22 protein-coding genes are annotated in these 22,222 nt (G+C 62.4%); 19 read left to right on the forward strand and 3 right to left on the reverse strand.

Going from position 1 to position 22,222, the window contains the following annotated elements:
- Positions 1-22: 22 nt before the first annotated feature.
- The 4 genes from M0H32_RS06245 (at position 23) to M0H32_RS06260 (ending at position 4,560) form a co-directional block, all read left to right on the forward strand.
- The gene (locus M0H32_RS06245) at positions 23-1,549 is read left to right on the forward strand and encodes a sugar ABC transporter ATP-binding protein (protein WP_248152225.1); all 1,527 of its coding nucleotides are present in this window, start codon (positions 23-25) and stop codon (positions 1,547-1,549) included.
- A complete protein-coding gene (locus M0H32_RS06250; RefSeq protein WP_248152227.1) occupies positions 1,546-2,550 on the forward strand; it encodes an ABC transporter permease in 1,005 nt (334 codons plus the stop codon). Before M0H32_RS06245 ends, M0H32_RS06250 begins: the two co-directional genes overlap by 4 nt.
- A gap of 74 nt (positions 2,551-2,624) precedes the next feature.
- Entirely contained in the window at positions 2,625-3,569 is a 945-nt protein-coding gene (locus tag M0H32_RS06255; protein WP_248152229.1) for an ABC transporter substrate-binding protein, read from the forward strand.
- A gap of 136 nt (positions 3,570-3,705) precedes the next feature.
- Positions 3,706-4,560 carry a fumarylacetoacetate hydrolase family protein gene (locus M0H32_RS06260; RefSeq protein ID WP_248152231.1) on the forward strand — a complete coding sequence of 285 codons (855 nt, stop codon included), beginning with the start codon at positions 3,706-3,708 and terminating at the stop codon, positions 4,558-4,560.
- Positions 4,561-4,777: 217 nt separating this feature from the next.
- On the opposite strand, the gene M0H32_RS06265 is transcribed toward M0H32_RS06260, so the two are convergent.
- Positions 4,778-5,338 carry a PAS and helix-turn-helix domain-containing protein gene (locus tag M0H32_RS06265; RefSeq protein WP_248152235.1) on the reverse strand — a complete coding sequence of 187 codons (561 nt, stop codon included), beginning with the start codon at positions 5,336-5,338 and terminating at the stop codon, positions 4,778-4,780.
- A 93-nt stretch (positions 5,339-5,431) separates the two neighbouring features.
- On the opposite strand from M0H32_RS06265, the gene M0H32_RS06270 reads away from it, so the two are divergent.
- The 9 genes from M0H32_RS06270 to M0H32_RS06310 all read left to right on the forward strand — a co-directional run bounded on the left by M0H32_RS06270 (position 5,432) and on the right by M0H32_RS06310 (position 14,747).
- Positions 5,432-6,757, forward strand: a complete 1,326-nt coding sequence (locus M0H32_RS06270; RefSeq protein WP_248152236.1) for an acetylornithine deacetylase/succinyl-diaminopimelate desuccinylase family protein — start codon at positions 5,432-5,434, stop codon at positions 6,755-6,757.
- On the forward strand, positions 6,744-8,228 hold the full coding sequence (locus M0H32_RS06275; RefSeq protein WP_248152244.1) for an ABC transporter substrate-binding protein: 1,485 nt from the start codon (positions 6,744-6,746) through the stop codon (positions 8,226-8,228). Before M0H32_RS06270 ends, M0H32_RS06275 begins: the two co-directional genes overlap by 14 nt.
- Positions 8,229-8,323: 95 nt before the next feature.
- Positions 8,324-9,271, forward strand: coding sequence for an ABC transporter permease (locus M0H32_RS06280; RefSeq protein WP_248152246.1), 948 nt, complete (start codon positions 8,324-8,326; stop codon positions 9,269-9,271).
- Complete coding sequence (locus M0H32_RS06285; RefSeq protein WP_248152248.1) at positions 9,271-10,101, forward strand: ABC transporter permease; 831 nt, start codon at positions 9,271-9,273, stop codon at positions 10,099-10,101. The genes M0H32_RS06280 and M0H32_RS06285 overlap by 1 nt, the downstream gene beginning before the upstream one ends.
- Entirely contained in the window at positions 10,098-11,687 is a 1,590-nt protein-coding gene (locus M0H32_RS06290; protein ID WP_248152250.1) for an ABC transporter ATP-binding protein, read from the forward strand. The genes M0H32_RS06285 and M0H32_RS06290 overlap by 4 nt, the downstream gene beginning before the upstream one ends.
- A 10-nt stretch (positions 11,688-11,697) precedes the next feature.
- Entirely contained in the window at positions 11,698-13,152 is a 1,455-nt protein-coding gene (locus M0H32_RS06295) for an aldehyde dehydrogenase family protein (protein WP_248152251.1), read from the forward strand.
- Between the two features lie 168 nt (positions 13,153-13,320).
- On the forward strand, positions 13,321-13,494 hold the full coding sequence (locus M0H32_RS06300; protein ID WP_248152252.1) for a hypothetical protein: 174 nt from the start codon (positions 13,321-13,323) through the stop codon (positions 13,492-13,494).
- Positions 13,495-13,609: 115 nt separating this feature from the next.
- Positions 13,610-14,350 (forward strand): SDR family oxidoreductase, encoded by a 741-nt coding sequence (locus M0H32_RS06305; RefSeq protein ID WP_248152260.1) that lies wholly within the window; start codon positions 13,610-13,612, stop codon positions 14,348-14,350.
- Positions 14,351-14,360: 10 nt separating this feature from the next.
- Positions 14,361-14,747 (forward strand): GFA family protein, encoded by a 387-nt coding sequence (locus tag M0H32_RS06310; protein ID WP_248152265.1) that lies wholly within the window; start codon positions 14,361-14,363, stop codon positions 14,745-14,747.
- 41 nt (positions 14,748-14,788) lie between these two features.
- Here the strand turns inward: M0H32_RS06310 and M0H32_RS06315 are convergent, their stop codons facing one another.
- Positions 14,789-15,334 (reverse strand): hypothetical protein, encoded by a 546-nt coding sequence (locus M0H32_RS06315; protein ID WP_248152268.1) that lies wholly within the window; start codon positions 15,332-15,334, stop codon positions 14,789-14,791.
- A gap of 93 nt (positions 15,335-15,427) precedes the next feature.
- Between M0H32_RS06315 and M0H32_RS06320 the strand changes: the two genes are divergently transcribed.
- The 6 genes from M0H32_RS06320 (at position 15,428) to M0H32_RS06345 (ending at position 21,404) form a co-directional block, all read left to right on the forward strand.
- Positions 15,428-16,348 (forward strand): sugar ABC transporter substrate-binding protein, encoded by a 921-nt coding sequence (locus tag M0H32_RS06320; protein ID WP_248152270.1) that lies wholly within the window; start codon positions 15,428-15,430, stop codon positions 16,346-16,348.
- Between the two features lie 95 nt (positions 16,349-16,443).
- Positions 16,444-18,006, forward strand: coding sequence for a sugar ABC transporter ATP-binding protein (locus M0H32_RS06325; protein WP_248152272.1), 1,563 nt, complete (start codon positions 16,444-16,446; stop codon positions 18,004-18,006).
- The gene (locus M0H32_RS06330; RefSeq protein ID WP_248152274.1) at positions 18,003-19,001 is read left to right on the forward strand and encodes an ABC transporter permease; all 999 of its coding nucleotides are present in this window, start codon (positions 18,003-18,005) and stop codon (positions 18,999-19,001) included. Before M0H32_RS06325 ends, M0H32_RS06330 begins: the two co-directional genes overlap by 4 nt.
- Positions 18,998-19,408 (forward strand): D-ribose pyranase, encoded by a 411-nt coding sequence (gene rbsD / locus M0H32_RS06335; RefSeq protein WP_248152275.1) that lies wholly within the window; start codon positions 18,998-19,000, stop codon positions 19,406-19,408. Before M0H32_RS06330 ends, rbsD begins: the two co-directional genes overlap by 4 nt.
- The gene (gene rbsK, locus M0H32_RS06340) at positions 19,405-20,331 is read left to right on the forward strand and encodes a ribokinase (RefSeq protein WP_248152276.1); all 927 of its coding nucleotides are present in this window, start codon (positions 19,405-19,407) and stop codon (positions 20,329-20,331) included. The genes rbsD and rbsK overlap by 4 nt, the downstream gene beginning before the upstream one ends.
- A 74-nt stretch (positions 20,332-20,405) precedes the next feature.
- Entirely contained in the window at positions 20,406-21,404 is a 999-nt protein-coding gene (locus tag M0H32_RS06345; protein ID WP_248152281.1) for a LacI family DNA-binding transcriptional regulator, read from the forward strand.
- Between the two features lie 166 nt (positions 21,405-21,570).
- Here the strand turns inward: M0H32_RS06345 and M0H32_RS06350 are convergent, their stop codons facing one another.
- Entirely contained in the window at positions 21,571-22,080 is a 510-nt protein-coding gene (locus tag M0H32_RS06350) for a hypothetical protein (RefSeq protein ID WP_248152285.1), read from the reverse strand.
- Positions 22,081-22,222: the final 142 nt, after the last annotated feature.

Consider the following 22,222-nt stretch of genomic DNA (forward strand, 5'->3'; position numbering starts at 1 on the left):
CGTGGTTTGGGAGGACCGCGTCATGACAAACCTGGTGAGAATGACGGGAATCGAAAAGCGTTTCCCCGGCGTGCACGCCCTGAAAGCCGTCAGCTTCGAGCTCGACAGCGGCGAAGTCCACGCGCTTATGGGCGAGAACGGTGCCGGCAAGTCGACCTTGATGAAGATCCTGTCCGGCATCTACCCGAAGGACGGCGGTGAGCTCTTGATCGAGGGCAGGGACGTTGTGCCGGACAGTCCGCGCGCGGCTCAGGATCTCGGCATTGGTATCATTCACCAGGAACTCAGCCTGATGAACGATCTGACCGTTGCCCAGAACATCTTCATTGGCCGGGAGCCGCGCAAGCGCTTTGGACTTCTTGACGAGGCCGCGCTGAATGCGCAGGCAACCGAAATCTTCCGCTCCATGAACCTGAACATGAACCCGAAGACCGTGGTCGGAGAGCTCACAATTGCCCGCCAGCAGATGGTGGAGATCGCCAAGGCGCTGTCCTACCGCTCCAAGGTCCTGATCATGGACGAACCGACGGCGGCGCTGAACGATGCCGAGATCGCGGAGCTCTTTACGATCATCCGGCGCCTCAAGGCCGACGGGGTTGGCATCATCTATATCAGCCACAAGATGGACGAGCTGAAACAGATCGCCGACCGGGTCACCGTGATGCGCGATGGCGCCTATGTCGGAACGGTGGGCGCGGCCGAAACGCCGGTTTCCAAGATCATCTCCATGATGGTCGGGCGGGAGGTCACCAACGACCCCGTCACTGTCCCCGACCTGTCGGAGGCGGAAACGGTTCTGGAAGTGCGTGGCCTCAACCGCGGCAAGGAAATCCGCGATGTCAGCTTCTCCGTCCGCAAGGGCGAGATTCTGGGCTTTGCCGGACTGATGGGCGCCGGGCGTACAGAAGTCGCCCGGGCGATCTTCGGCGCGGACCCGCGCGACGGTGGTGAGATCCGCGTCCACGGCAAGCCTTGTGCGATCTCCAAGCCCTCCGACGCGGTCAGGGCCGGCATCGGCTACCTCTCCGAGGATCGTAAGCATTTCGGTCTCGCCACCGGCATGGATGTCCGCACCAACGTCGCGCTTGCAAGCCTCGACCGTTTCTCCAGCCGCCTCGGTGTGCTCAACGAAGAGGCCATGCGCAAGACCGCGCAGGATTATATCGGCAAGCTGGAGATCCGGACGCCGTCCGACCGGCAGGAAGTCCGGCTTTTGTCCGGCGGCAACCAGCAGAAGGTCGTCATCGCCAAGTGGCTTTATCGGGATTGTGACATCCTGATCTTCGACGAGCCAACCCGTGGCATCGATGTCGGCGCCAAGTCGGAAATCTACAAGCTTCTCAAGAACCTGGCTGGCGAGGGCAGGGCGGTGATCGTGATCTCCTCGGAACTGCCGGAAGTCATGCGCCTCAGCCACCGCATCGCCGTCATGTGCGAGGGCCGCCTGACCGGCATCCTGCCCGGCGGGGAACAGACCTCCCAGGAAGACATCATGCATCTCGCGACACTTCGGGCCCCGTCCATGCAGCCAGAGGGATACCAGCAATGACCGCCGTGAATTCAACCACGCCCCCCTCGCTTCTCGGCCGCCTGGTCGAGGCCGGCGCGCATCAGAAGCTGCTCGCCTTTGCAAGCCTGATCCTGCTTCTGGTCGGGTTCTCCATCGCCTCGCCCAATTTCATGCAGACCTCGAACATGATCGCGATCCTGCAGGCGACCTCCGTCAACGGGGTGCTTGCGGTGGCGGCGACGCTGGTGATCATCACCGGCGGTATTGATTTGTCGGTCGGTACGCTGATGACCTTCTGCGCGGTGATCGCCGGCGTGGTCCTGACCAATCTTGGACTGCCGCTGCCGCTCGGTGTCATCGCCGCCATTGCGACCGGGGCTTTCTGCGGCCTCTGCTCCGGAACGTTCATTGCCAAGATGAAGATCCCGCCTTTCATCGCCACGCTCGGCATGATGCTGATCCTCAAGGGCCTGTCGCTGGTGATTTCCGGCACGCGGCCGATCTATTTCAACGACACGCCCGGTTTCGACCAGATCTCGCGCGGCTCGCTGATCGGCGACATCTTCCCGGGGCTGCCGATCCCCAACGGTGTCCTGATCCTGTTCCTGGTTGCTGGAACCGCCGCCTATATCCTCGGCCGCACCGTGCTCGGCCGTTACACGTTTGCGCTTGGCTCCAACGAGGAAGCCGTGCGGCTCTCCGGCGTCAACACGGATTTCTGGAAGATGTCGGTCTATGCGCTGGCGGGTTCCATCTGCGGCATTGCCGGCATCCTGATCGCCTCGCGGCTGAATTCCGCTCAGCCGGCGCTGGGCCTGGGCTACGAACTGGAAGCCATCGCCGCGGTCGTGATCGGCGGTACGTCGCTGTCAGGCGGGCGCGGCACCGTGCTCGGAACCCTGATCGGGGCCCTGATCATGGCTGTGCTCACCAACGGTCTGCGCGTGCTGTCCGTTGCCCAGGAATGGCAGACGGTGGTCACCGGCGCGATCATCATCCTGGCTGTCTACGCCGACATGGTGCGCAGGCGCAGGGCATGAGTTTCACCAACCAACAAGAGGGCGCTGACGCCCCGAACCCCGGCAATGCCCGGTCCAACCCACAGGAGAGGAATATGCTGAACAGACGTACCCTCATCGGAGCTGCCAGCGCCGCCGCGCTGCTGCTCTCCGCGAATATCGCCACGGCCCAGGAAACCTACATTCCGCTGATCTCGAAAGGCTTCCAGCACCAGTTCTGGCAGGCCGTGAAAGCGGGCGCCGATCAGGCGGCCGAGGAATTCGGCGTTGCCATCACTTTCGAAGGCCCGGACAACGAGACCATGGTCGACCGTCAGATCGACATGCTCGCCGCCGCGCTTGCCAAGAACCCGACGGCAATCGGCTTTGCCGCCCTCGACAGCCAGGCCGCGATCCCGCTCCTGAAACAGGCGCAGGAAAAGGGCATCCCGGTGATTGCCTTTGACAGCGGCGTCGACAGCGACATTCCGGTCTCCACCGCGTCCACCGACAACGTCGCTGCGGCAGCACTTGCCGCCGACAAGATGGCCGAGCTGATCGGCGGCGCCGGCAAGGTCGCCATCATCGCTCATGACCAGACCAGCCGCACCGGCATCGACCGCGTTGACGGTTTTGCCAATCAGATCAAGGACAAGCATCCGGATATTGAAGTGGTCACTGTTCAATATGGCGGGGGCGATCATCTGAAGTCGACGGAACTGACCAAGGCTATCCTGACCGCGAACCCCGACCTGAAGGGCATCTTCGGCGCAAATGAAGGTTCCGCGCTCGGTGTCGTCAACGGCGTCACCGAAATGGGCAAGTCGGACATCGTCATCATCGGTTATGACAGCGGCAAGGCCCAGAAGGACGCGATCCGCAATGGCGTGATGGCCGGCGCGATCACCCAGAACCCGGTCGGCATCGGCTACGAGACCGTCAAGGCGGCTCTCGAAGCGTCCCAGGGCAAGGAAGTTCCGGCCCATATCGACACCGGTTTCTACTGGTACGACAAATCGAACATGGACGATCCGAAGATCACCGCGGTTCTCTATGATTGATCGATATAGATCATAATTAAATGCGTAACCGGGGCGGATTTTTGCTTCCATATGCAGTCTGATGGCGGCAGATTGATCCGCACCCTGACCCGGCCGCCGCAAGCGGCCGGGTTCCAACCTCTGAGGATAGCCTTTCATGAAATTGCTGAGATATGGCGCGCCGGGACAGGAAAAGCCGGGGCTTCTGGATGCCGACAACAATGTCCGCGACCTGTCTTCCATCGTGCCGGACATTGCGGGCAACGCGCTGCTGCCGGAAAGTCTCCAGCTTCTGGAATCGCTCGACGTCGACACGCTGCCGGTGGTCGAGGGCACGCCGCAACAGGACCTGCGTCTTGGTCCCTGCGTCGGCAATATCGGCAAGTTCATCTGCATCGGCCTCAACTATGCCGACCATGCCGCCGAATCCGGCATGGACGTGCCGCCGGAGCCGGTCGTCTTCAACAAGTGGACCTCCGCAATCGTCGGTCCGGATGACGACGTGAAGATCCCGCGCGGGTCTGAAAAGACCGACTGGGAAGTCGAGCTTGGTGTGGTGATCGGCAAGGGCGGGGTCTATATCGACGAAGCCGATGCCATGGACCATGTCGCCGGCTTCTGTGTCGTCAACGATGTCTCCGAACGCGAATTCCAGATCGAGCGTGCCGGCACCTGGGACAAGGGCAAGGGCTGCGACACCTTCGGTCCGACCGGCCCGTGGCTGGTGACCAAGGACGAGGTCGGCGACTTTGACGATCTCGGCATGTGGCTGGAGGTCGACGGCAAGCGCTACCAGAACGGCTCGACCAAGACGATGGTCTACCGCGTCCCGTTCCTGGTTTCCTATCTCAGCCGTTTCATGAGCCTGCAGCCGGGCGACGTCATCTCCACGGGCACCCCTCCCGGTGTCGGCATGGGCTGCAAACCGCCGGTTTATCTCAAGGGCGGCGAAGTCATGAAACTCGGCATCGACAAGCTGGGTGTGCAGACTCAGAAGGTGACGAAGGCCTGAGGGACCAACGGAGCCTTGCTGTTTTTGAGTGTCGTCCCCGGCGAGCAAAGCGAGACCCGGGGCCCACTCGCATCGCCGCTTGCGATCAACCTAGGCCTTTCAGGGCTTTGCCCTCAATACGTTAAGCGCTCTGGAAATGAGTGGGGCCCGGACCTGCGCTTCGAGCGTCCGGGGTGGCCCCAGAGTTTGTTGCATCGGCTTGTTGCCGAATAATCTCTCACCGTCCTCCTTTGCCCGCCTCATGCCCGGACAGCCGAGCCAAAAGCACCGCGACGTTTTTCACCTGAAACTTTTTCAGAAGCCGTGCCCGGACATCTTCCACCGTGCGCGGCGACAGGCCGAGGCTGCGGGCCATCTCCTTACTGGTCTGGCCCTGTGAGAGCAGCAGCAGCACCTCGCGCTCGCGTGGGGTCAATTTCGGGCCGGCGCTGGCATTGTCGATCAAGGCAAAGCTTAGGACGATGCGCTTGAGCGGGGTTTCCGGTGTCAGTGTGCGGGCGCGGAAGCGGCACCAGATCCGGGACCCGTCCGCGCGGCGCATCAGCCGCTCGTCGGTATAGGGCAGGGACCGGCGCAAGGGTTCGAGGCCAATGTCGCGGATCTGGTGGAATTCCTGGTCGGTTCCATAGAGCTGCCGGAAACTCTGGCCGATCAGGGCGTCTTTCTCGTAGCCGAACATCTCCGCAAAACTCTCATTGCAAGTCCGGATGATCCGGTCCTCGGTGAGAGCAAGGCCCATGGGCGCATGGTCGAAGGCAAGCTGGTCAAGATCGAGCATGGAAATTGAACTCACCGTGAAACTACGGTATTGGCACCGTAGAAAGACGGTAGCATAGTTATCGTTCCTTTTGCCAATAGGGACGATGCCGGAATGCCGCTTGCGGACGATCTTGTCAGGGAAATCGATGCAAGGCGCGACGATCTGATCGCGCTGACCCAGGATCTTCTGCGCATTCCGACCTTGAATCCGCCCGGCGAGAACTACCGCGAGATCTGCGACTATCTGCAAAAGCGCCTGGCTGCCTCCGGCTTCGATGTCGAACTGATCCGCGCCCACGGCACACCGGGCGACAGCGACCGCTATCCGCGCTGGAACATCGTTGCCCGCCGGGACGGCGACCGGCCCGGCGAGTGCGTTCACTTCAACAGTCATATCGATGTGGTCGATGTCGGACACGGCTGGACCAAGGATCCGTTCGGCGGAGAACTGATTGACGGCAAGATCTACGGCCGCGGCGCTTGCGACATGAAGGGCGGCCTGGCCGCCAGCATTGTCGCCGCCGAGGCCTTCCTGGCCGTCTCTCCGGAGTTTTCCGGCGCCATCGAGATCAGCGGTACGGCGGACGAGGAGTCCGGCGGCTATGGTGGTGTCGCCTATCTCGCCGGCAAGGGCTATTTCAGCCCGGACCGGGTCCAGCATGTCATCATTCCCGAACCCCTCAACAAGGACAGGATCTGCCTTGGCCACCGGGGCGTCTGGTGGGCGGAGGTCGAGACCTTTGGCGAGATTGCCCATGGCTCGATGCCGTTTCTGGGCGATTGCGCCGTGCGCCACATGGGCGCGGTGATCGACGAAATGGAAGAAAGCCTGTTTCCCGCCCTGGCGCAAAAACGCACCGACATGCCGGTGGTGCCCGAAGGCGCGCGCCAGTCGACGCTCAACATCAATTCGATCCATGGCGGTCAGTCGGAAGGCGATGCCGATTTCACCGGCCTGCCGAGCCCCTGTGTGCCCGACAGCTGCCGCATGGTGATCGACCGCCGGTTCCTGCTGGAAGAGAATATCGACGAGGTCCAGGCGGAAGTCCTGGAAGTGTTGAAGACCGTTGAGGGCCGGCGCGACAAATTCCGCTACGATGTGCGCGAGCTGCACCGGGTTCTGCCGACCATGACGGAAAAGGACGCGCCTGTTGTCATGACAGTGGCGAAGGCCATCCGCGAGACCATGGGCAAGGACGCCGAATATGTGGTCAGTCCCGGCACCTACGACCAGAAGCACATCGACCGCATCGGCAAACTGAAAAATTGTATCGCCTATGGCCCGGGCATTCTGGATCTGGCACACAAACCGGACGAATATGTCGGCGTCGACGACATGCTCGACTCGGCGAAGGTGATGGGCCGCTCGCTGATCGAACTTCTGGCTGAAGGCCAGGTTCAGCCGTCAGAAAAAGGGGGAAGTCATGAGCTTGCGTAAGATCGGACTGGGAGTGATAAGCGCCTTGGCGCTGACCGCGAGCATGGGTCTCGCCCATGCCAAGGGCGACATCATTGTCGCGATGCAGCTGGAGCCGCCGAATCTGGACCCGACCAGCAATGCGGCCGGGGCCATCGATTCCGTGCTTTATTCCAACGTCTTCGAAGGCCTGACCCGCTTCGGGCCGGACGGCTCGGTCAATCCCGGACTTGCCGAAAGCTGGGAGATTTCCGAGGACGGCAAGACCTATACCTTCAAGCTGCATGAGGGCGTGAAGTTCCACGACGGCACCGACATGACCGCCGAGGACGTCAAGTTCAGCCTGGACCGCGCCCGCGGCGACGACAGCCAGAACGCCCAGAAGGCGCTTTTCGCCGGCATCGACGGCGTCGAGGCCGTCGATCCGCTGACGGTCAAGGTGACGCTGAAAGAACCGAACGGCAGTTTCCTGTTCAATATGGCCTGGGGCGACGCAGTGATAGTGGCGCCGGAAACCATCGGCGACATTGCCTCCAAACCGGTGGGAACCGGCGCTTTCAAGTTCACCAACTGGGTCCAGGGCGACCGGATCGATCTGGAAAAGAACACCGACTATTGGGGCGAGCCGGCCAAGCTCGACAAGGTCACCTTCAAGTTCATCTCCGACCCGACCGCGGCTTTCGCCGCGGTGATGGCCGAGGACGTCAACGCCTTTGTCGGTTTCCCGGCGCCGGAGAACCTGCCGCAATTCGAGGCCGATCCGCGCTTCCAGGTGCTGGTCGGTTCAACCGAGGGCGAGACCATCCTGTCGACCAACAACAAGCTGCCGCCGCTCGACAACATCAAGGTGCGCGAGGCGATTGCCCATGCCATCGACCGCCAGGCGATCATCGACGGGGCCATGTTCGGCTACGGCACCCCGATCGGCACCCATTTCGCACCGCATAATCCGGACTATGTCGACCTGACTTCCCTGAGCCAGTACGACCCGGAGCTGTCGAAGAAGCTGCTGGCCGAGGCCGGTTATCCGGACGGTTTCACCACCACCTTGAAACTGCCGCCGCCGTCCTATGCCCGCCGGGGCGGCGAGATCATCGCTTCGCAGCTGCGCGCCGTCGGCATCGAGACCGAGATCACGAACCTGGAATGGGCGCAGTGGCTGGAGCAGGTGTTCAAGGGCAAGGACTTCGGCTTGACCATCGTCAGCCATACCGAACCGATGGATATCGGCATATATGCGCGGCCGGACTATTATTTCCAGTATGACAATCCGGAATTCCAGAAGCTGATTGCCGACCTGACCGTCGAGAACGATCCGGAGAAGCGCTCGGCGCTTTTGAAGGATGCGCAGGAGACGATCTCCAACGACTATGTCAACGGCTACCTGTTCCAGCTGGCATTCCCGACCGTCGCCGACGCCAAGATCAAGGGGCTCTGGAAGAACCAGCCGACCCAGGCAACCGACCTGACCGCGGTCTACTGGGAAGACTGATCCCAACCTGCAGAAGGGTGTCCGCACGCAGTTGCGGACACCCGTCCCCCAAAGCTTCGCCTTCTTCGAACCGCCGATAGGCTCATAACGCGGTCATGCTGCACTATTTCCTGAAACGCCTGATATCCCTGGGGCTGAGCCTCGTGGCCGCCTCGGTGGTGATCTTCCTGGCGCTGGAAGTCGTGCCGGGCGACCCGGCGTCCTACATGCTCGGCCTCAACGCGCAAGAGGACACGCTCAACGCCCTGCGCCAGGAACTTGGCCTGAACGGTACGATCCTGGAGCGCTATGTCTCCTGGGCGGGCGGGCTTCTGACCGGCGATTTCGGCACCTCCTACACCTACCGCACGCCGGTCGCGGGCATGATCGGTGACCGGCTCTGGGTGTCCCTGCCGCTGGCGCTTTACGCGCTCATCTTGAGCACCCTGATCGCCTTTCCAGCGGGCATCTGGGCGGCCGCGCGGCGCGGCACGGCTGCCGATGCCACCGTCATGGGCGTGACCCAGCTCGGCGTCGCGATCCCGAATTTCTGGTTCGCCATGCTGATGGTGCTGGTCTTTGCCATCAATCTGCGCTGGTTTTCCGCCGGCGGTTTTCCCGGCTGGGACGCCGGGTTTTTCGTTGCCATGAAGGCCCTGACCTTGCCGGCCATCGCACTGGCCCTGCCGCAGGCGAGCATCCTCACCCGCGTGATGCGCTCCAGCCTTCTCGACACATTGAATGAAGATTTTATCCGCACCGCGCGGGCCAAGGGGCTGACCAAGGGCCAGGCGCTGTGGCGGCACGCTGTCCGCAATGCGCTCATTCCGGTGCTGACCATTCTCGGCCTTCAATTCTCGTTTCTGCTGGCCGGCGCCATCATCATCGAGAACGTCTTCTTCCTGCCGGGCCTTGGCCGGCTTGTGTTTCAGTCGATCAGCGCGCGCGATCTGATCGTGGTAGAGAGTATAGTGATGCTGCTGGTGTTCGCGGTGATACTGGTCAACTTCGCGGTCGACATGGCCTATGCCTGGGTCGACCCGCGCCTGAGGAGGCGGCGCTGATGAGCCTTCTCCTTCACAGCCGCACGCTTCTGCCCGGCCTGGTCCTGACGCTTGTCTTCACCGGCGCGGCGCTGATCAGCCTCGTCTGGGTGCCCTACGACATCACCGTGCTTGACATTGCCAGCCGGATGAAGCCGCCCAGTTGGGTCCATCCCTTTGGTACGGACCAGTTCGGCCGGGACATCCTGAGCATGATCATGGAGGGCGCGCGCACCTCGATTGCGGTCGCGCTGGTCGCCGTCGGCATCGGCATGGTCATCGGCGTGCCGTTCGGTCTGGCCGCCGCTGTCCGCAAGGGTGGCCTGATGGACGAGGTCATCATGCGCGGCAACGATCTGGTCTTTGCGTTTCCGAGCCTTCTGATCGCCGTGATGATCACCGCCGTCTTCGGCGCCTCGGCGCTGAATGCCATCATCGCCATCGGCATCTTCAACATTCCGGTCTTCGCCCGGCTGACGCGCGGGGCGGCGCTGTCGCTGTGGAGCCGCGACTACATTCTGGCGGCACGGGTCGCCGGCAAGGGGCAGGCGCGGATCTCGCTGGAACACATCCTGCCCAATGTCGCCAATCTCCTGATCGTCCAGGGCACGATCCAGTTCTCGCTCGGCATCCTGGCCGAGGCCGGCCTCAGCTATGTCGGGCTTGGCGCTCAGCCGCCGATCGCCAGCTGGGGGCGGATGCTTGCCGACAGCCAGACCATGATCTCGCTGGCGCCGCATCTTGCGCTGTTTCCGGGGCTCGCCATTCTCCTGACCGTGCTCGGCCTCAATCTGCTGGGCGATGGCCTGCGCGACGCGCTCGACCCGAAACTCCGGAGGGCGCGCGTATGAGCCTTCTGGCGATCGAAAACCTGTCGCTCAGCATTCACGGTCTGCCGATCCTGAAAGAGGTTTCCATGGGCGTGGCGCCGGGACGCATTCTCGGTGTCATCGGCGAGAGCGGCTCGGGCAAGTCGATCACCGCCTTCAGTGTTTTGCACCTCCTGCCCAACGGCACGGACTGTACCGGCCGCATCACCCTGAACGGAAACGACATCCTTTCCTTGAGCGAAAGGGACCTCTGCGGATTGCGTGGCCGCGAAGTCGGCATGGTTTTCCAGGAACCGATGACAGCGCTCAATCCCTTGAAGACCATCGGCGCACAGGTCGCCGAGACGATCCTCATTCACGAGAAGGTCTCGAAATCGGAGGCGATGGCCCGCGCCGCAGAGGCGCTTCGCCGGGCCGAACTGCCCCAGGACCGGTTCCCGCTGTCGCGCTACCCGCACGAACTCTCCGGTGGCCAGCGCCAGCGGGTGGTGATCGCCATGGCGATTGCCCTGAAGCCCAAACTCTTGATCGCCGATGAGCCGACCACGGCGCTGGACGTGACCACCCAGGCCCAGATCCTCGATCTCCTGAAGCGTCTGGTTGCCGAAGACGGCATGGGCCTGATGCTGATCAGCCACGATCTCGCGGTTGTCGCCGATCTTGCCGACGATCTGGTGATCATGAAGGACGGCGAGGTGGTGGAAAGCGGTCCCGCGAAGTCCCTTTTCGCCAACATGCAGCATCCCTATTCGAAGGCGCTCCTGGAGGCCTCCAGCCACGTGCCCCTGCGCACTGGCGAGGCGGTCGAGGTTCCGCTTCTGGAAGTGCGTGAGGTCGTGCGCGACTATACCGGCCACAGCCATGGCTGGTGGGGCAAGACGACCCATTTCCGGGCGGTGGACCAGGTCAGCTTTTCAATCCGCAAGGGCGAAAGTCTCGGTCTTGTCGGGGAGTCCGGTTGCGGCAAGTCCACGCTGACCCGCGCGATTCTGGGGCTTGAAGAGGTCCAGCGCGGCGAGATCCTGTTCGACGGCCTGCCGGTCTTTACCCATCACCACGCCAATGCCGCCGTGCGCCGGCGCATGCAGGTGGTCTTCCAGGATCCCTATGGCAGCTTCAATCCCCGCTGGAAGGTCGGACGGCTGGTCACCGAACCGTTCCATCTTCTGGAGGAACCGCCGAGGGGCCGCGAACGGGAAAAGGCCATCGCGGAGGCGCTGGAAAGCGTCGGCATGCGCGCCGCAGACGCGGACAAGTACATTCACGAGTTCTCCGGCGGCCAGCGCCAGCGGATCGCCATTGCAAGGGCGCTGATCATCAGGCCGGACCTGATCATTCTGGACGAGGCCGTCTCCGCCCTCGATGTCTCGGTGCGGGCCCAGGTGCTCGATCTCCTGGCGGATCTGAGCGGCCGTTTCGGCCTGACCTATCTCTTCATCAGCCATGACCTGAGCGTCGTGCGCTCGATCACCGACCGGGTGCTGGTGATGAAGGCCGGCAGGATCGTCGAGGAAGGCCCGACGGCTACCGTCTTCGACCACCCGAAAGACCCCTACACGCAACAGCTTGTCGCCGCCGCGCCGGTTCTGCCGGCGGATGCGGCCTGAAGGAGGAGCCATGACCCAGAAGCTCGATCTCTGGTTCGATCCCGCGAAATGCCTGATTGCCGGCCAATGGGTGGACCCGGCGGGCGGCGAGGGGCTGCCCCTGAACGATCCCTCAACCGGCGCGCGTATCGGTTCGATTGCACGCGGACGAACAGCGGATATCGACGCAGCCGTTGCCGCTGCCGAAGCCGCGATGGCAGGGGAGTGGGGCAAGACCGCCGCCGCCGAGCGCGGCCGCTTCCTGTTCCGCCTGCGCGAGCTGGTTCTGGACAAGGTTGAGCAACTCGCCCGGATCGAAGCGATCGACGTCGGCAAACCGCTGAAACAGGCGCGCGCCGATGCCGTCGCGCTGGCACGTTACCTGGAATTCTATGGTGGCGCCGCCGACAAGCTGCACGGGCAGACCATTCCCTATCTCGACGGCTACACGGTCTATACCCTGCGCGAGCCGCACGGGGTCACCGGCCATATCGTACCCTGGAACTATCCGATGCAGATCATCGGCCGTTCGGTCGGCGCGGCGCTCGCGACCGGCAATGCCTGCGTCCTGAAACCCGCCGAAGACGCCTGTCTGACCGCGCTTGCCTTTGCGGACCTTGCCCGTCAGGCAGGGCTGCCGGACGGCGCGCTGAATGTGGTGCCGGGCCTTGGCTCGGAAGCCGGGGCCGCGCTCACCGCCCACCCGCGCGTCCACCACATCAGCTTCACCGGCTCGGTCGCGACCGGGGTGCACGTGCAGACGGCGGCGGCGAAAAACGTGGTGCCGGTGACGCTGGAACTTGGCGGCAAGTCGCCCCAGCTGGTGTTCGAGGATGCCGATCTGGAGGCGGCGCTGCCGTTCCTGGTCAATGCGGGCATCCAGAACGCCGGCCAGACCTGCTCGGCCTCCTCGCGCATCCTGGTGCAGCGCTCGAGGCTCGACGAAGTCACGGAGCTGATGGCGAAGCGCTATGGCGCCCTGCGGGTGGGACCGGCACTCTCAGATCTCGATGTCGGCCCGCTGATCTCGGCGAAACAGCAAGGCATCGTCTCCAGCTTTCTGGACCGTGGCGCGGACCTGGACAAGGTTGCGGAAGGCGTTCTGCACGAGGCGCCGGAGGGCGGCAACTACGTCCGCCCGACGCTCTTCGCCGGTGTGGCGCCCGATCATGTGCTGGCCCGCGATGAAATCTTCGGACCGGTCCAGGTGATCATTCCCTTTGACGACGAGGACGAGGCGGTCGCGATTGCCAACGGCACCGACTACGGCCTTGTCGCAAGCCTGTGGACCCGCGACGGCGCCCGCCAGATGCGGCTCGCCAGGAAAATCCGCACCGGTCAGGTCTTCATCAACAACTATGGCGCCGGCGGTGGTGTCGAACTGCCCTTCGGCGGCATGGGCAAGTCCGGCCACGGCCGCGAAAAAGGCTTCGAGGCGCTCTACGGCTTCACCACGCTGAAGACCGTGGCGGCGTTTCACGGGTGAGGGCCAAGCGCTGTGTCGAAGGACGGAACTTGCACGACAGCCACACCCACACTTGTCATCCCGCGCAGGCGGGGACCCAGGAACCTCATGAGATCCTTTGTGTTTTGGAGCAGGCGACACGGAGTCCTGGGTCCCGGCTCTCCGCTGCGCTGCGGCCGGGATGACAAGTTGCGGGAACTGGGCAGTGAATGGATGGCGACGGTTTTTTGGAACTCAACTTCTCCTTCGTCATGCCATGGCTCGACCATGGCATCCATGCCGTTTCGTTTCCCGCTGCACGGCCTCGGCGTGTTGCGTGGTCACGGCATGGATTGCCGGGTCAAGCCCGGCAATGACGAATAGTGAGAATTGACGTTGAAGTAACAATCAGAGCACGGCGGCTCTCTGGTCCCGGCTCGCGCTGCGCTTGGCCGGGATGACGATTGAGAGCAGGAACAAATGAAACAGGGAGACAGACATGAGACTGGACGGAAAACGTGCAATCGTCACCGGAGGGGCTTCCGGCTTTGGCGCCGGCATCGTGCGCAAGTTCGCGGCCGAGGGCGCCAAGGTGATGGTGGCCGACTTGAACCTGGATCTGGCCGAGGAGATCGCTTCGGAAGTGAATGGCCTGGCCATCAAGGCCGATGTTTCCAGCAATGACAGCGTCAGCCATCTGGCAGATGTGGCATCGTCGCTGCTCGGCTCCGTCGACATCCTGGTCAACAATGCCGGCATCACCCATCTGCCGAAACCGATGCAGGACGTCACCGAGGACGAGTTCGACCGGGTCATGGCCGTCAATTGCAAGTCGGTCTACCTGACCGCAAAGCATTTCGTGCCTGCCATGACCAAGGCCGGCAAGGGCGCGATCCTGAACGTCGCCTCGACGGCCGGCCTGAGCCCGCGCCCGAAGCTCAACTGGTACAATGCCTCCAAGGGCTGGATGATCACGGCGACCAAGACCATGGCTGTTGAACTGGCGCCGTCCGGCGTGCGCGTCAACGCCATCTGCCCGGTTGCAGGCGAAACCCCGCTCCTGAAAAGCTTCATGGGCGAGGACACGCCGGAAATGCGCGCCAAATTCCTCTCCACCATCCCGATCGGCCGTTTCTCGACCCCGGAAGACATGGGCAACGCCGCCTGTTTTCTCTGTTCCGACGAAGCAGGCATGATCACCGGGGTCGCAATGGAGGTCGATGGTGGTCGCTGCATCTGAGGAAAAGGCCGTGGCAACCCATACCGGCGGCTGCCTATGCGGGGCGGTCCAATTTTCCGCCAAGGGACAGCCGCTGCGCGTCGGCCTCTGCCACTGCATGGATTGCCGCAAACATCACGGCGCGCTGTTTCATGCCTCGGCGATCTTTCCCGAGGAGACCGTCTCGGTCGAAGGCGAAACGGGGTCCTATGAACGCCGGTTCTTTTGCCCCCGCTGCGGCTCCTCGGTCTTTTCCCAAACCGGCGACGAGATGGAGCTGCATCTGGGCGCGTTCGACGCGCCGGACCAGTTCCGGCCGAGTTATGAACTCTGGACGATAAGGCGCGAGGCCTGGTTGCCGGCCATTCCGGAGATGACGCTTTACGAGCGGGACCGGGAGGATGGGGAGCGCGAGTAGGGCGCAACCCAATTCCGGTGACCTTGCAAACCCCACCGGTGTCACCCCGGGCGAGCAACGCGAGACCCGGGGCCCACTCGTTTCCAGAGCAGTGGTGTGTTCAGAAGCGCTGGCATGAACCAACGGGGGCTTGATGCAAGCTGAACTGCGAGTAGGCCTCGGATCTGCGCTGCGCTTGTCCGGGGTGACACCCGTTGGAAGAGCGAGGTCTGGAAGAAAAGAGCGCGCTGAAGTCTGGTTTTTCGTTGAGCAATCGCAATCTTCTCCACCGTCATTCCGGACAAGTGAGGCGCAGCCGATCGCTGATCCGGAACCCAGACATATTTGCGGCGCAGCCGCTCAGTTTCATCGATTGAAAGAATTGGTGCGCGCTGTCGCGCGCGCTGACCTGCTGGGTTCCGGATCGGCACGCAGCATGCGCTGCGCTTGTCCGGAATGACGGTGAAGACGGGATTCGACCGGCCGTATACTGTTCCTGGTCCCACCCAAACACATTTTTTCCAAAATAATTTCAGGCGAAACGTCCTGAAATCGCTCGCGATTTTTACCCATGAAATGAATGCATTCAAAAAAATGAAACGTTTCATATTGACGCCGAAAACGGACCGTGCTTTCAATTTGGCAGCCTGATCGCCGTCGATGAAACACGGCGAGGGTGCAGCCTTTTTGGGAGGAAAATCATGAAGTTGTTCAAAATCGCCGCCGCCGCGGCGACCGGTCTCGCTTTGCTTGGTGGAACCGCTCTGGCCGATGACAAGCCCGTCGTCGGCCTGATCATGAAATCGCTGGCCAACGAGTTCTTCCAGAACATGATGGTCGGTGCGGAAGCCCACCAGGAAAAGCGTGGCGACTACGAGCTGAAAGCGGTCGGCATGCAGAACGAGACCGACTTTGAATCGCAGATCAACGCGGTCGAGAATTTCATCACGCAAGGTGTCGATGCCATCGTGGTGGCGCCGGCCGACAGCCGCGCCATGGTCCGTCCGCTGAAAAAGGCGATGGAAGCCGGCATCGTCGTGGTGAACTTCGACGTGTCTCTGGATGAAGACGCCAAGAAGCAGCAGGGCGTGGAACTGGCCTTTGTCGGCCCTGACAACCGCGGCGGCGCCAAGCTTGCCGGCGATGCGCTCGGCAAGAAGCTGGGTGAGGGCGGCAAGGTCGTCATCATCGAGGGCAACCCGGGTGCCGACAACGCCACCCAGCGCCGTCTCGGCTTCGAGGACAGCGTTGCCGAATACAAGCTGAACCTGCTCGACAGCCGCACGGCCCATTGGGAAACCGAGGAAGCCAACCAGGTCTTCGCCACCATGCTGACCGCCCATCCGGACATCCAGGGCGTGATGGCGGCCAATGACTCCATGGCCATCGGCGTCGTCAAGGCTCTGGAAAGTGCCGGCCGCACCGACATCGAGGTTGTCGGCTTCGACAACATCCCGGCCGTCGGCCCGATGATCGAGGACGGCCGCATGCTGGCCACCGTCGACCAGTTTGGCACCGACATGGCCGCCAATGCCATCGATCTCGCCCTTGAAGTCGTTTCCAGCGGCGAACAGCTGGAAGGCTGGGTCAAGACACCGATCGAATTGGTCACTGCGAACTAAGCAGTCTCCAAGAGCGCTCCCGTCCGGTCAGCCAATGAACCCATGATTGGGGACGGGAGCGGTTCCTTCTTTTTCAAAACATGACTGGACGCATCATGGCAGCACGGCTCGCCGCAGCGCCCGCAGCTGCGCCGGAGACGCCTTTTCTCTCCGTCCTCGGCCTCAAGAAGTATTTCGGCGGCGTCAAGGCGCTGGACGGTGTGAGTTTTTCCCTGGAAGAGGGTGAGGTCCATGCGCTGGTCGGCGAGAACGGCGCCGGCAAATCGACCCTGATCAAGATCCTCTCGGGTGTCTTTCCCTATGATTCCGGCGAGATTTCGCTTGCAGGCGATGCCTACCGGCCGTCGAGCCCGCACAACGCCAAGGGCCACGGCATCCAGGTGGTGCACCAGGAATTCAACCTGCTCGATCACCTGACCATTGCCGAGAACATTTCCATCGAGGACATGCCGACCGGCCGGTTCGGCCTGCTCGACCGCAAGGAAATGAACCGACGGGCCCGCCAGGCGCTCGACGCCATCGGCCTGACAGATATCAATGTCACCCAGCCGGTGTCCTCGCTCGGCATCGCCCATCGCCAGCTGGTCGAGATCGCAAGGGCGCTGCAGTCGAAAAGCCGGATCCTGATCCTGGACGAGCCGACCGCGACCCTGACCGAGCGCGAGACCAAACGTCTGTTCGACATTGTCGGCGGCATCAAGGCCGACGGTGTCACGGTCGTCTTTGTCTCCCATCACCTCGACGAGGTCTTTGCCATCTGCGACCGGGTCACCGTGTTCCGAAACGGCAAGACCATCGCCACCGACCTGATTTCGGAGATGACGCCGGAAGGCGTGGTCCAGCGCATGGTCGGCCGGAAACTGGCCGAAGGGTTGGAAGACCAGGAAACGCATGCGACCGGCGAAACGGCTCTTCGGGTGGAAAATCTTCTCACCCAGGCCAATCCGGGTGAGACCGGCGTCTCGCTGGATCTCAAAGCCGGCGAGATCGTCGGCATTGCAGGGCTGGTCGGCGCCGGCCGCACGGAAATCCTGCGCGGCATTTTCGGCATCGACCCGGTTCGCGCCGGCACGATCCATCGGAATGGCAAGGAGGTCCGCTTCAACGGGCCGAAGGACGCGATTGCCGCCGGCATCGGTTTTGTCACCGAGGATCGCAAGGACGAGGGTCTGATCCTCGACATGCCGATTGCCGCCAACATGTCCCTGGCAAGCCTCAAGTCCGTCTCGAAATCCGGCCTGCTCCAGCTCGCCAGCGAAACGAAACGCGCCCGTGAGGGCGGGGCGAAGCTGAAACTCAAATACGGCAAGACCTCTGACGCGGTCTCCAGCCTCTCCGGCGGCAACCAGCAGAAGGTGGTGCTGGCCAAGTGGCTGGCCCGGGGGCCGCAGGTCCTGCTGCTGGACGAGCCGACCCGGGGCGTTGATGTCGGCGCCAAGGCGGAGATCTACGCCATCTTGAAGGATCTCGCGCGCGAGGGCGTCGCCCTTCTGGTCGTCTCCTCCGAAATGCCGGAGCTGATGACGCTGGCCGACCGCATTCTCGTTCTCGCCGAACACCGCATTCAGGGGGAGCTCGGCCGGGCCGACTTCTCCGAAGAAAACATCCTGAAACTGGCCTATGGGCAGACGCCCGAAGCCGCGGGAGACACACAATGACAACCGACACTCTGCAGGAGGCCGCGCCGCCGGTTTCCAAATTCTCCGTGCGCACGGTGCTGCACAATGCCGGCATCGGCCTGGCCCTGCTGGCGCTGATCCTGTTCTTCTCGGTCTTCACCGAGCATTTCCTGACGCCGAACAACATCACCAACATCCTGACCCAGATCACCATCAACCTGATCCTGGCCGTCGGCATGACCTTCGTGATCCTGATCGGCGGCATCGATCTCTCGGTCGGCTCGGTCATGGCCTTTGCCGCTGTCGTTGCTGGCAAGGCGATCACGCTGCCCGGCTTCGGCCCGGCGGAAGCCATCGCGCTCGCCATTGTCGCCGCCACCCTGACCGGGGTGCTCTGCGGGTTTCTGAACGGGGCCATCAGTGCCTATTGGGCGCTGCCCTCCTTCATCATCACGCTCGGCATGCTCAACATTGCCCGCGGCGCGGCGCTGCAGGTCTCCGAGGCCCAGACGATCTATTCTTTCCCCTTCGCCTTCGAGGAATTCGGCTCGGCCATGATCTATGGCGTGCCGGTGGTGTTCCTGGTGGCGCTGGTGCTGGTGTTCATCGCCTGGTTCGTGCTGAATTTCACCGTCTTCGGCCGGTTGATCTACGGCATCGGAAACAACGAGGAAGCCGTACGCCTCGCGGGCCATTCCGTCTCCCGCTACAAGATCGCCGCCTTCACCATCTGCGGCCTGACCGCGGGCATCGCCGCCATCGTCTATATGGCCCGCCTCAACATCTCCAGCCCGATTGCCGGCATCGGCTTTGAGCTGAACGCGATCGCCGCCGTCATCATCGGCGGCACCAGCCTCAGCGGCGGCCGCGGCTCTGTGATCGGCACATTGCTCGGCGCCTTCATCATCGGCGTGCTTGCCAACGGCCTGATCCTGATCGGCCTCAGCGATTTCATGCGCCAGATGATCACCGGTGTCGTCATCATCGTTGCCGTCATTCTCGACTATTACCGCGCAAAGTACGCATCGACATGAAACGGACGCAGCTTCTCAACCGCCACCTGAGCGCGCTGGTCGCCTCGCTCGGGCATCTCGACGAAATCGTCGTGGCAGATGCCGGCCTGCCGGTGCCGGACGGTGTGCAGGTGATCGACCTTGCCGTTTCCCCAGGAGTGCCCCGGTTCCACGATGTGCTTGACGCCCTGCGTTCCGAACTGGTCATCGAACAGGCAATCTGGGCCGAGGAGGCCTCGGAAACGCTTGCCGGCGTGATGCAGGCCGAAGTGGATTTCTGGCGCGACCAGACTGGCAAGCCGGTCGACACTTCAAAGCTGCCTCATGAGGCCTTCAAACAGCGCAGCGCGTCTGCCGAGGCCATCATCCGCACGGGCGAGACGACGCCTTACGCCAACATCATTCTTGTCAGCGGGGTCGCGTTTTGAAATCCGTAACTGTCGTCGGCAGCATCAATATCGACCTGACCAGCTATCTCGACCGCTGGCCCAATGTCGGCGAGACCATCGCGGTGCGCGAGACCGTGTCGTCCCTGGGCGGCAAGGGCGCCAACCAGGCGGTCGCCGCCGCACGGCTCGGCGCCAGGGCAACCTTCATCGGCGCGGTCGGCACCGACGGTTTTGCGCAGCAGGCGGCCGGCGAACTGAGGCGGGAAGGGGTCGGCGCGCTGTTGGCGGAACTGGCGGAGACGGCAACCGGCCTTGCCTTCATCGACGTCGGCCCGGAGGGCGGCAACATGATCCGGCTCGCCGGTGGTGCCAATCACAAGCTGACACCGGCGGACATTCGCGCGCAGGCGGATGTTCTGGCCGCCTGCGACGTGGTGCTGCTGCAGAACGAGATCGGCCTGGAGACATCCCTGGAAGCCGCCCGGCTGGCGCACGCTGCAGGGGCCCTGGTGATCATGGATCCGGCGCCTGCTCCCGTCCCGGCCTGGCCGCGCGACGTGCTCCAGAATTTCGACATCATCACGCCCAACGCCCATGAGGCGGGCGGTCTTCTGGGCTGGGAGCCCAAGATGCTGGATGAGGGACGGGAAGCCGCGAAGGTCCTGCGCGACTTCTGCCGGATTGGCGCCATCGTCACGCTTGGCGAAAAGGGCGTTGCCTGGGAGCTCGGTGATGATGTCGGGTCTCTGCCCGCGCCGAAGGTCAAGGCCATCGACACGGTGGCGGCCGGCGATTGTTTCAACGGCGCGCTGGCAACCCGCCTCAGCCTGGGCGAAAGCCCGAAGGAGGCCATCGCCTTTGCCATGCGCGCTGCGGCGCTTGCGACCACGCGCAAGGGAGCGGCTTCCTCATTGCCGACACTGGAGGAATTGGAGGCACCGCTCAAATCTCTTTCCGCCTGAATGAAATCAGCAACTTGATTGCCGCTCCGAGGAATGCTTCAAGGAGAGAAAGACGATCCGGAGACCGCCTGCAGATGCCAACAATCAAAGACGTCGCGCGCAAGGCCGGTGTGTCTGTCGGGACTGTCTCGCGCGTTCTGTCCAAGAATGAAACCGTCAAGGAGCCCCTGAAAAAGCGGGTTCTGGCGGCGATGCAGGAGCTGGACTACAAGCCCAATCTTGCGGCGCGGGCCCTCAGGACCAATTCCATCGAGGTGATCGGCCTGGTGGTGCCGGACATCACCAACCCGTTCTTCTCTCAGCTTGCCAAGAACATCGAGATGGAGGCCGCCAAGCGCGGTCACTCAGTCATGCTGGCCAATTCCCATGACGACCCGCAGGCCGAGAAGACACAGATCTCCGTGCTGCTCGACCGCTCGGTTTGCGGCGTCATCGTTGTGGCGACCTCAGACGGCGGCGAGGCCCACAAGGCCGACGTGCCGATCGTCTCGCTCGACCGCCGCTTCGGCACCTATCCGCTGGTCGCCACCGACCATTTCAACGGCTCGCAAAAAATCGCCGATCACCTGGTCGGCCTCGGCCACCGTCGGATCGCCTATATTGCCGGCCCGCAATCGATGGAAGTCGCCCGCCAGCGCCGCGACGGCTTTGTCGCCCGCATCGAAGCACTCTCGACCCCGGACGACCCGATCAGCCTGACGATCCATGAAGGCCAGTTCGACTATGACAGCGGCGAGGAGATCGGCCGCGCGATCCTGAAGGACGCCCCCGCCGGCACCTGCCCCACCGCCATTGCCGCCGCCAGCGACCAGCAGGCCATCGGTGTCCTCCGCTGCGCCCGCGATCTGAAACTCGCAGTGCCGCAAGATCTCTCCGTCACCGGCTTCGACGACATCACGCTTGCTTCGCTCGTCGTCCCACGCCTGACCACCTTGCGCCAGCCGATTGAGCGGCTGGCTACATCTGCCGTGGAGCGAATCTTTGCTGGCGACCAGGCATCGGACGAAGCGATAGCTGGGGAGGTGGTGGTGAGAGAATCGACGGCGAGGCGTGAAACCGTAAGAGCACGGTAGCATCGGTTTGTGAGACCGCTTCATCTGTCGTGTAATATCAGATCCAAGTGAAGTTCGTGTCTGAGAAGGCACTGGTGTTGCATATTGAAAATGTCGACTTCGGCACCGTTCGGACGTTTGAGACATGGGATTAATGATTGCAACAAAAAGGCAACTCAGTCAGTTGTCATCTTAGGTAACCGCGTATCACCAATCCGTTTCGTGAATCCTCGACGGGGTATTTTCCCAAACTTGCGATAGTTGCACGGGCTGCCTTGATATCCTGCTTTGCCGTTGATGCAGGCACACCATCGATATAGGGCCTTGTCATCTCGGGAATTTCGATCCACTCGATAGCACACGTTTCTATCGGTCCGAATTCGAGAGTGTCTATGAAGGGCTTTGGCGGGGAAAGATCCGCAATTCTTGGCATTCTGATAGTGTGTGTATCGGCAGAGTCGATAAATTTCACGACGATCTGTTCAATACCAATAACTTCTGCTTCCAAGGAACAAATTAGTTTCCACCATTTCGCATCCGACATTAGGGCATTGGAGAAGTGCTTCCGCACATATCGCTTCGTTCGATCAAGTTCGTCTTGTAAATTTGTTTTCATATCTTGATACGCTTTATGGCAGATGCCTTGAAGTGGAGTGGGCGTGTGCCGAAACACCAAGCCCGGAAGTCTCAATTGCATGCGATTTATGCCGGTTGGCGCAATACGTCACAGTAAGCAAAATAGCGCCCTTACTCAATCTGGAACTTTGGCCAAATCTATGTATCAGGCGCTTATCAAGGACGGCTACCCGCAGCCGCTCCGCTGTAGGAATGCCGACCGG

The organism is Roseibium sediminicola (assembly GCF_023156505.1).
Lineage (GTDB): Bacteria > Pseudomonadota > Alphaproteobacteria > Rhizobiales > Stappiaceae > Roseibium > Roseibium sediminicola.

What these genes read in the sequence shown, in the direction of transcription:
- M0H32_RS06245 (WP_248152225.1), top strand. Translation starts at nt 23, where the DNA reads ATGACAAACCTGGTGAGAATGACGGGAATCGAAAAGCGTTTCCCCGGC.
- M0H32_RS06250 (WP_248152227.1), top strand. Translation starts at nt 1,546, where the DNA reads ATGACCGCCGTGAATTCAACCACGCCCCCCTCGCTTCTCGGCCGCCTG.
- M0H32_RS06255 (WP_248152229.1), top strand. Translation starts at nt 2,625, where the DNA reads ATGCTGAACAGACGTACCCTCATCGGAGCTGCCAGCGCCGCCGCGCTG.
- M0H32_RS06260 (WP_248152231.1), top strand. Translation starts at nt 3,706, where the DNA reads ATGAAATTGCTGAGATATGGCGCGCCGGGACAGGAAAAGCCGGGGCTT.
- M0H32_RS06265 (WP_248152235.1), bottom strand. Translation starts at nt 5,338, where the DNA reads ATGCTCGATCTTGACCAGCTTGCCTTCGACCATGCGCCCATGGGCCTT.
- M0H32_RS06270 (WP_248152236.1), top strand. Translation starts at nt 5,432, where the DNA reads ATGCCGCTTGCGGACGATCTTGTCAGGGAAATCGATGCAAGGCGCGAC.
- M0H32_RS06275 (WP_248152244.1), top strand. Translation starts at nt 6,744, where the DNA reads ATGAGCTTGCGTAAGATCGGACTGGGAGTGATAAGCGCCTTGGCGCTG.
- M0H32_RS06280 (WP_248152246.1), top strand. Translation starts at nt 8,324, where the DNA reads ATGCTGCACTATTTCCTGAAACGCCTGATATCCCTGGGGCTGAGCCTC.
- M0H32_RS06285 (WP_248152248.1), top strand. Translation starts at nt 9,271, where the DNA reads ATGAGCCTTCTCCTTCACAGCCGCACGCTTCTGCCCGGCCTGGTCCTG.
- M0H32_RS06290 (WP_248152250.1), top strand. Translation starts at nt 10,098, where the DNA reads ATGAGCCTTCTGGCGATCGAAAACCTGTCGCTCAGCATTCACGGTCTG.
- M0H32_RS06295 (WP_248152251.1), top strand. Translation starts at nt 11,698, where the DNA reads ATGACCCAGAAGCTCGATCTCTGGTTCGATCCCGCGAAATGCCTGATT.
- M0H32_RS06305 (WP_248152260.1), top strand. Translation starts at nt 13,610, where the DNA reads ATGAGACTGGACGGAAAACGTGCAATCGTCACCGGAGGGGCTTCCGGC.
- M0H32_RS06315 (WP_248152268.1), bottom strand. Translation starts at nt 15,334, where the DNA reads ATGAAACGTTTCATTTTTTTGAATGCATTCATTTCATGGGTAAAAATC.
- M0H32_RS06320 (WP_248152270.1), top strand. Translation starts at nt 15,428, where the DNA reads ATGAAGTTGTTCAAAATCGCCGCCGCCGCGGCGACCGGTCTCGCTTTG.
- M0H32_RS06325 (WP_248152272.1), top strand. Translation starts at nt 16,444, where the DNA reads ATGGCAGCACGGCTCGCCGCAGCGCCCGCAGCTGCGCCGGAGACGCCT.
- M0H32_RS06330 (WP_248152274.1), top strand. Translation starts at nt 18,003, where the DNA reads ATGACAACCGACACTCTGCAGGAGGCCGCGCCGCCGGTTTCCAAATTC.
- rbsD (WP_248152275.1), top strand. Translation starts at nt 18,998, where the DNA reads ATGAAACGGACGCAGCTTCTCAACCGCCACCTGAGCGCGCTGGTCGCC.
- M0H32_RS06345 (WP_248152281.1), top strand. Translation starts at nt 20,406, where the DNA reads ATGCCAACAATCAAAGACGTCGCGCGCAAGGCCGGTGTGTCTGTCGGG.
- M0H32_RS06350 (WP_248152285.1), bottom strand. Translation starts at nt 22,080, where the DNA reads ATGCAATTGAGACTTCCGGGCTTGGTGTTTCGGCACACGCCCACTCCA.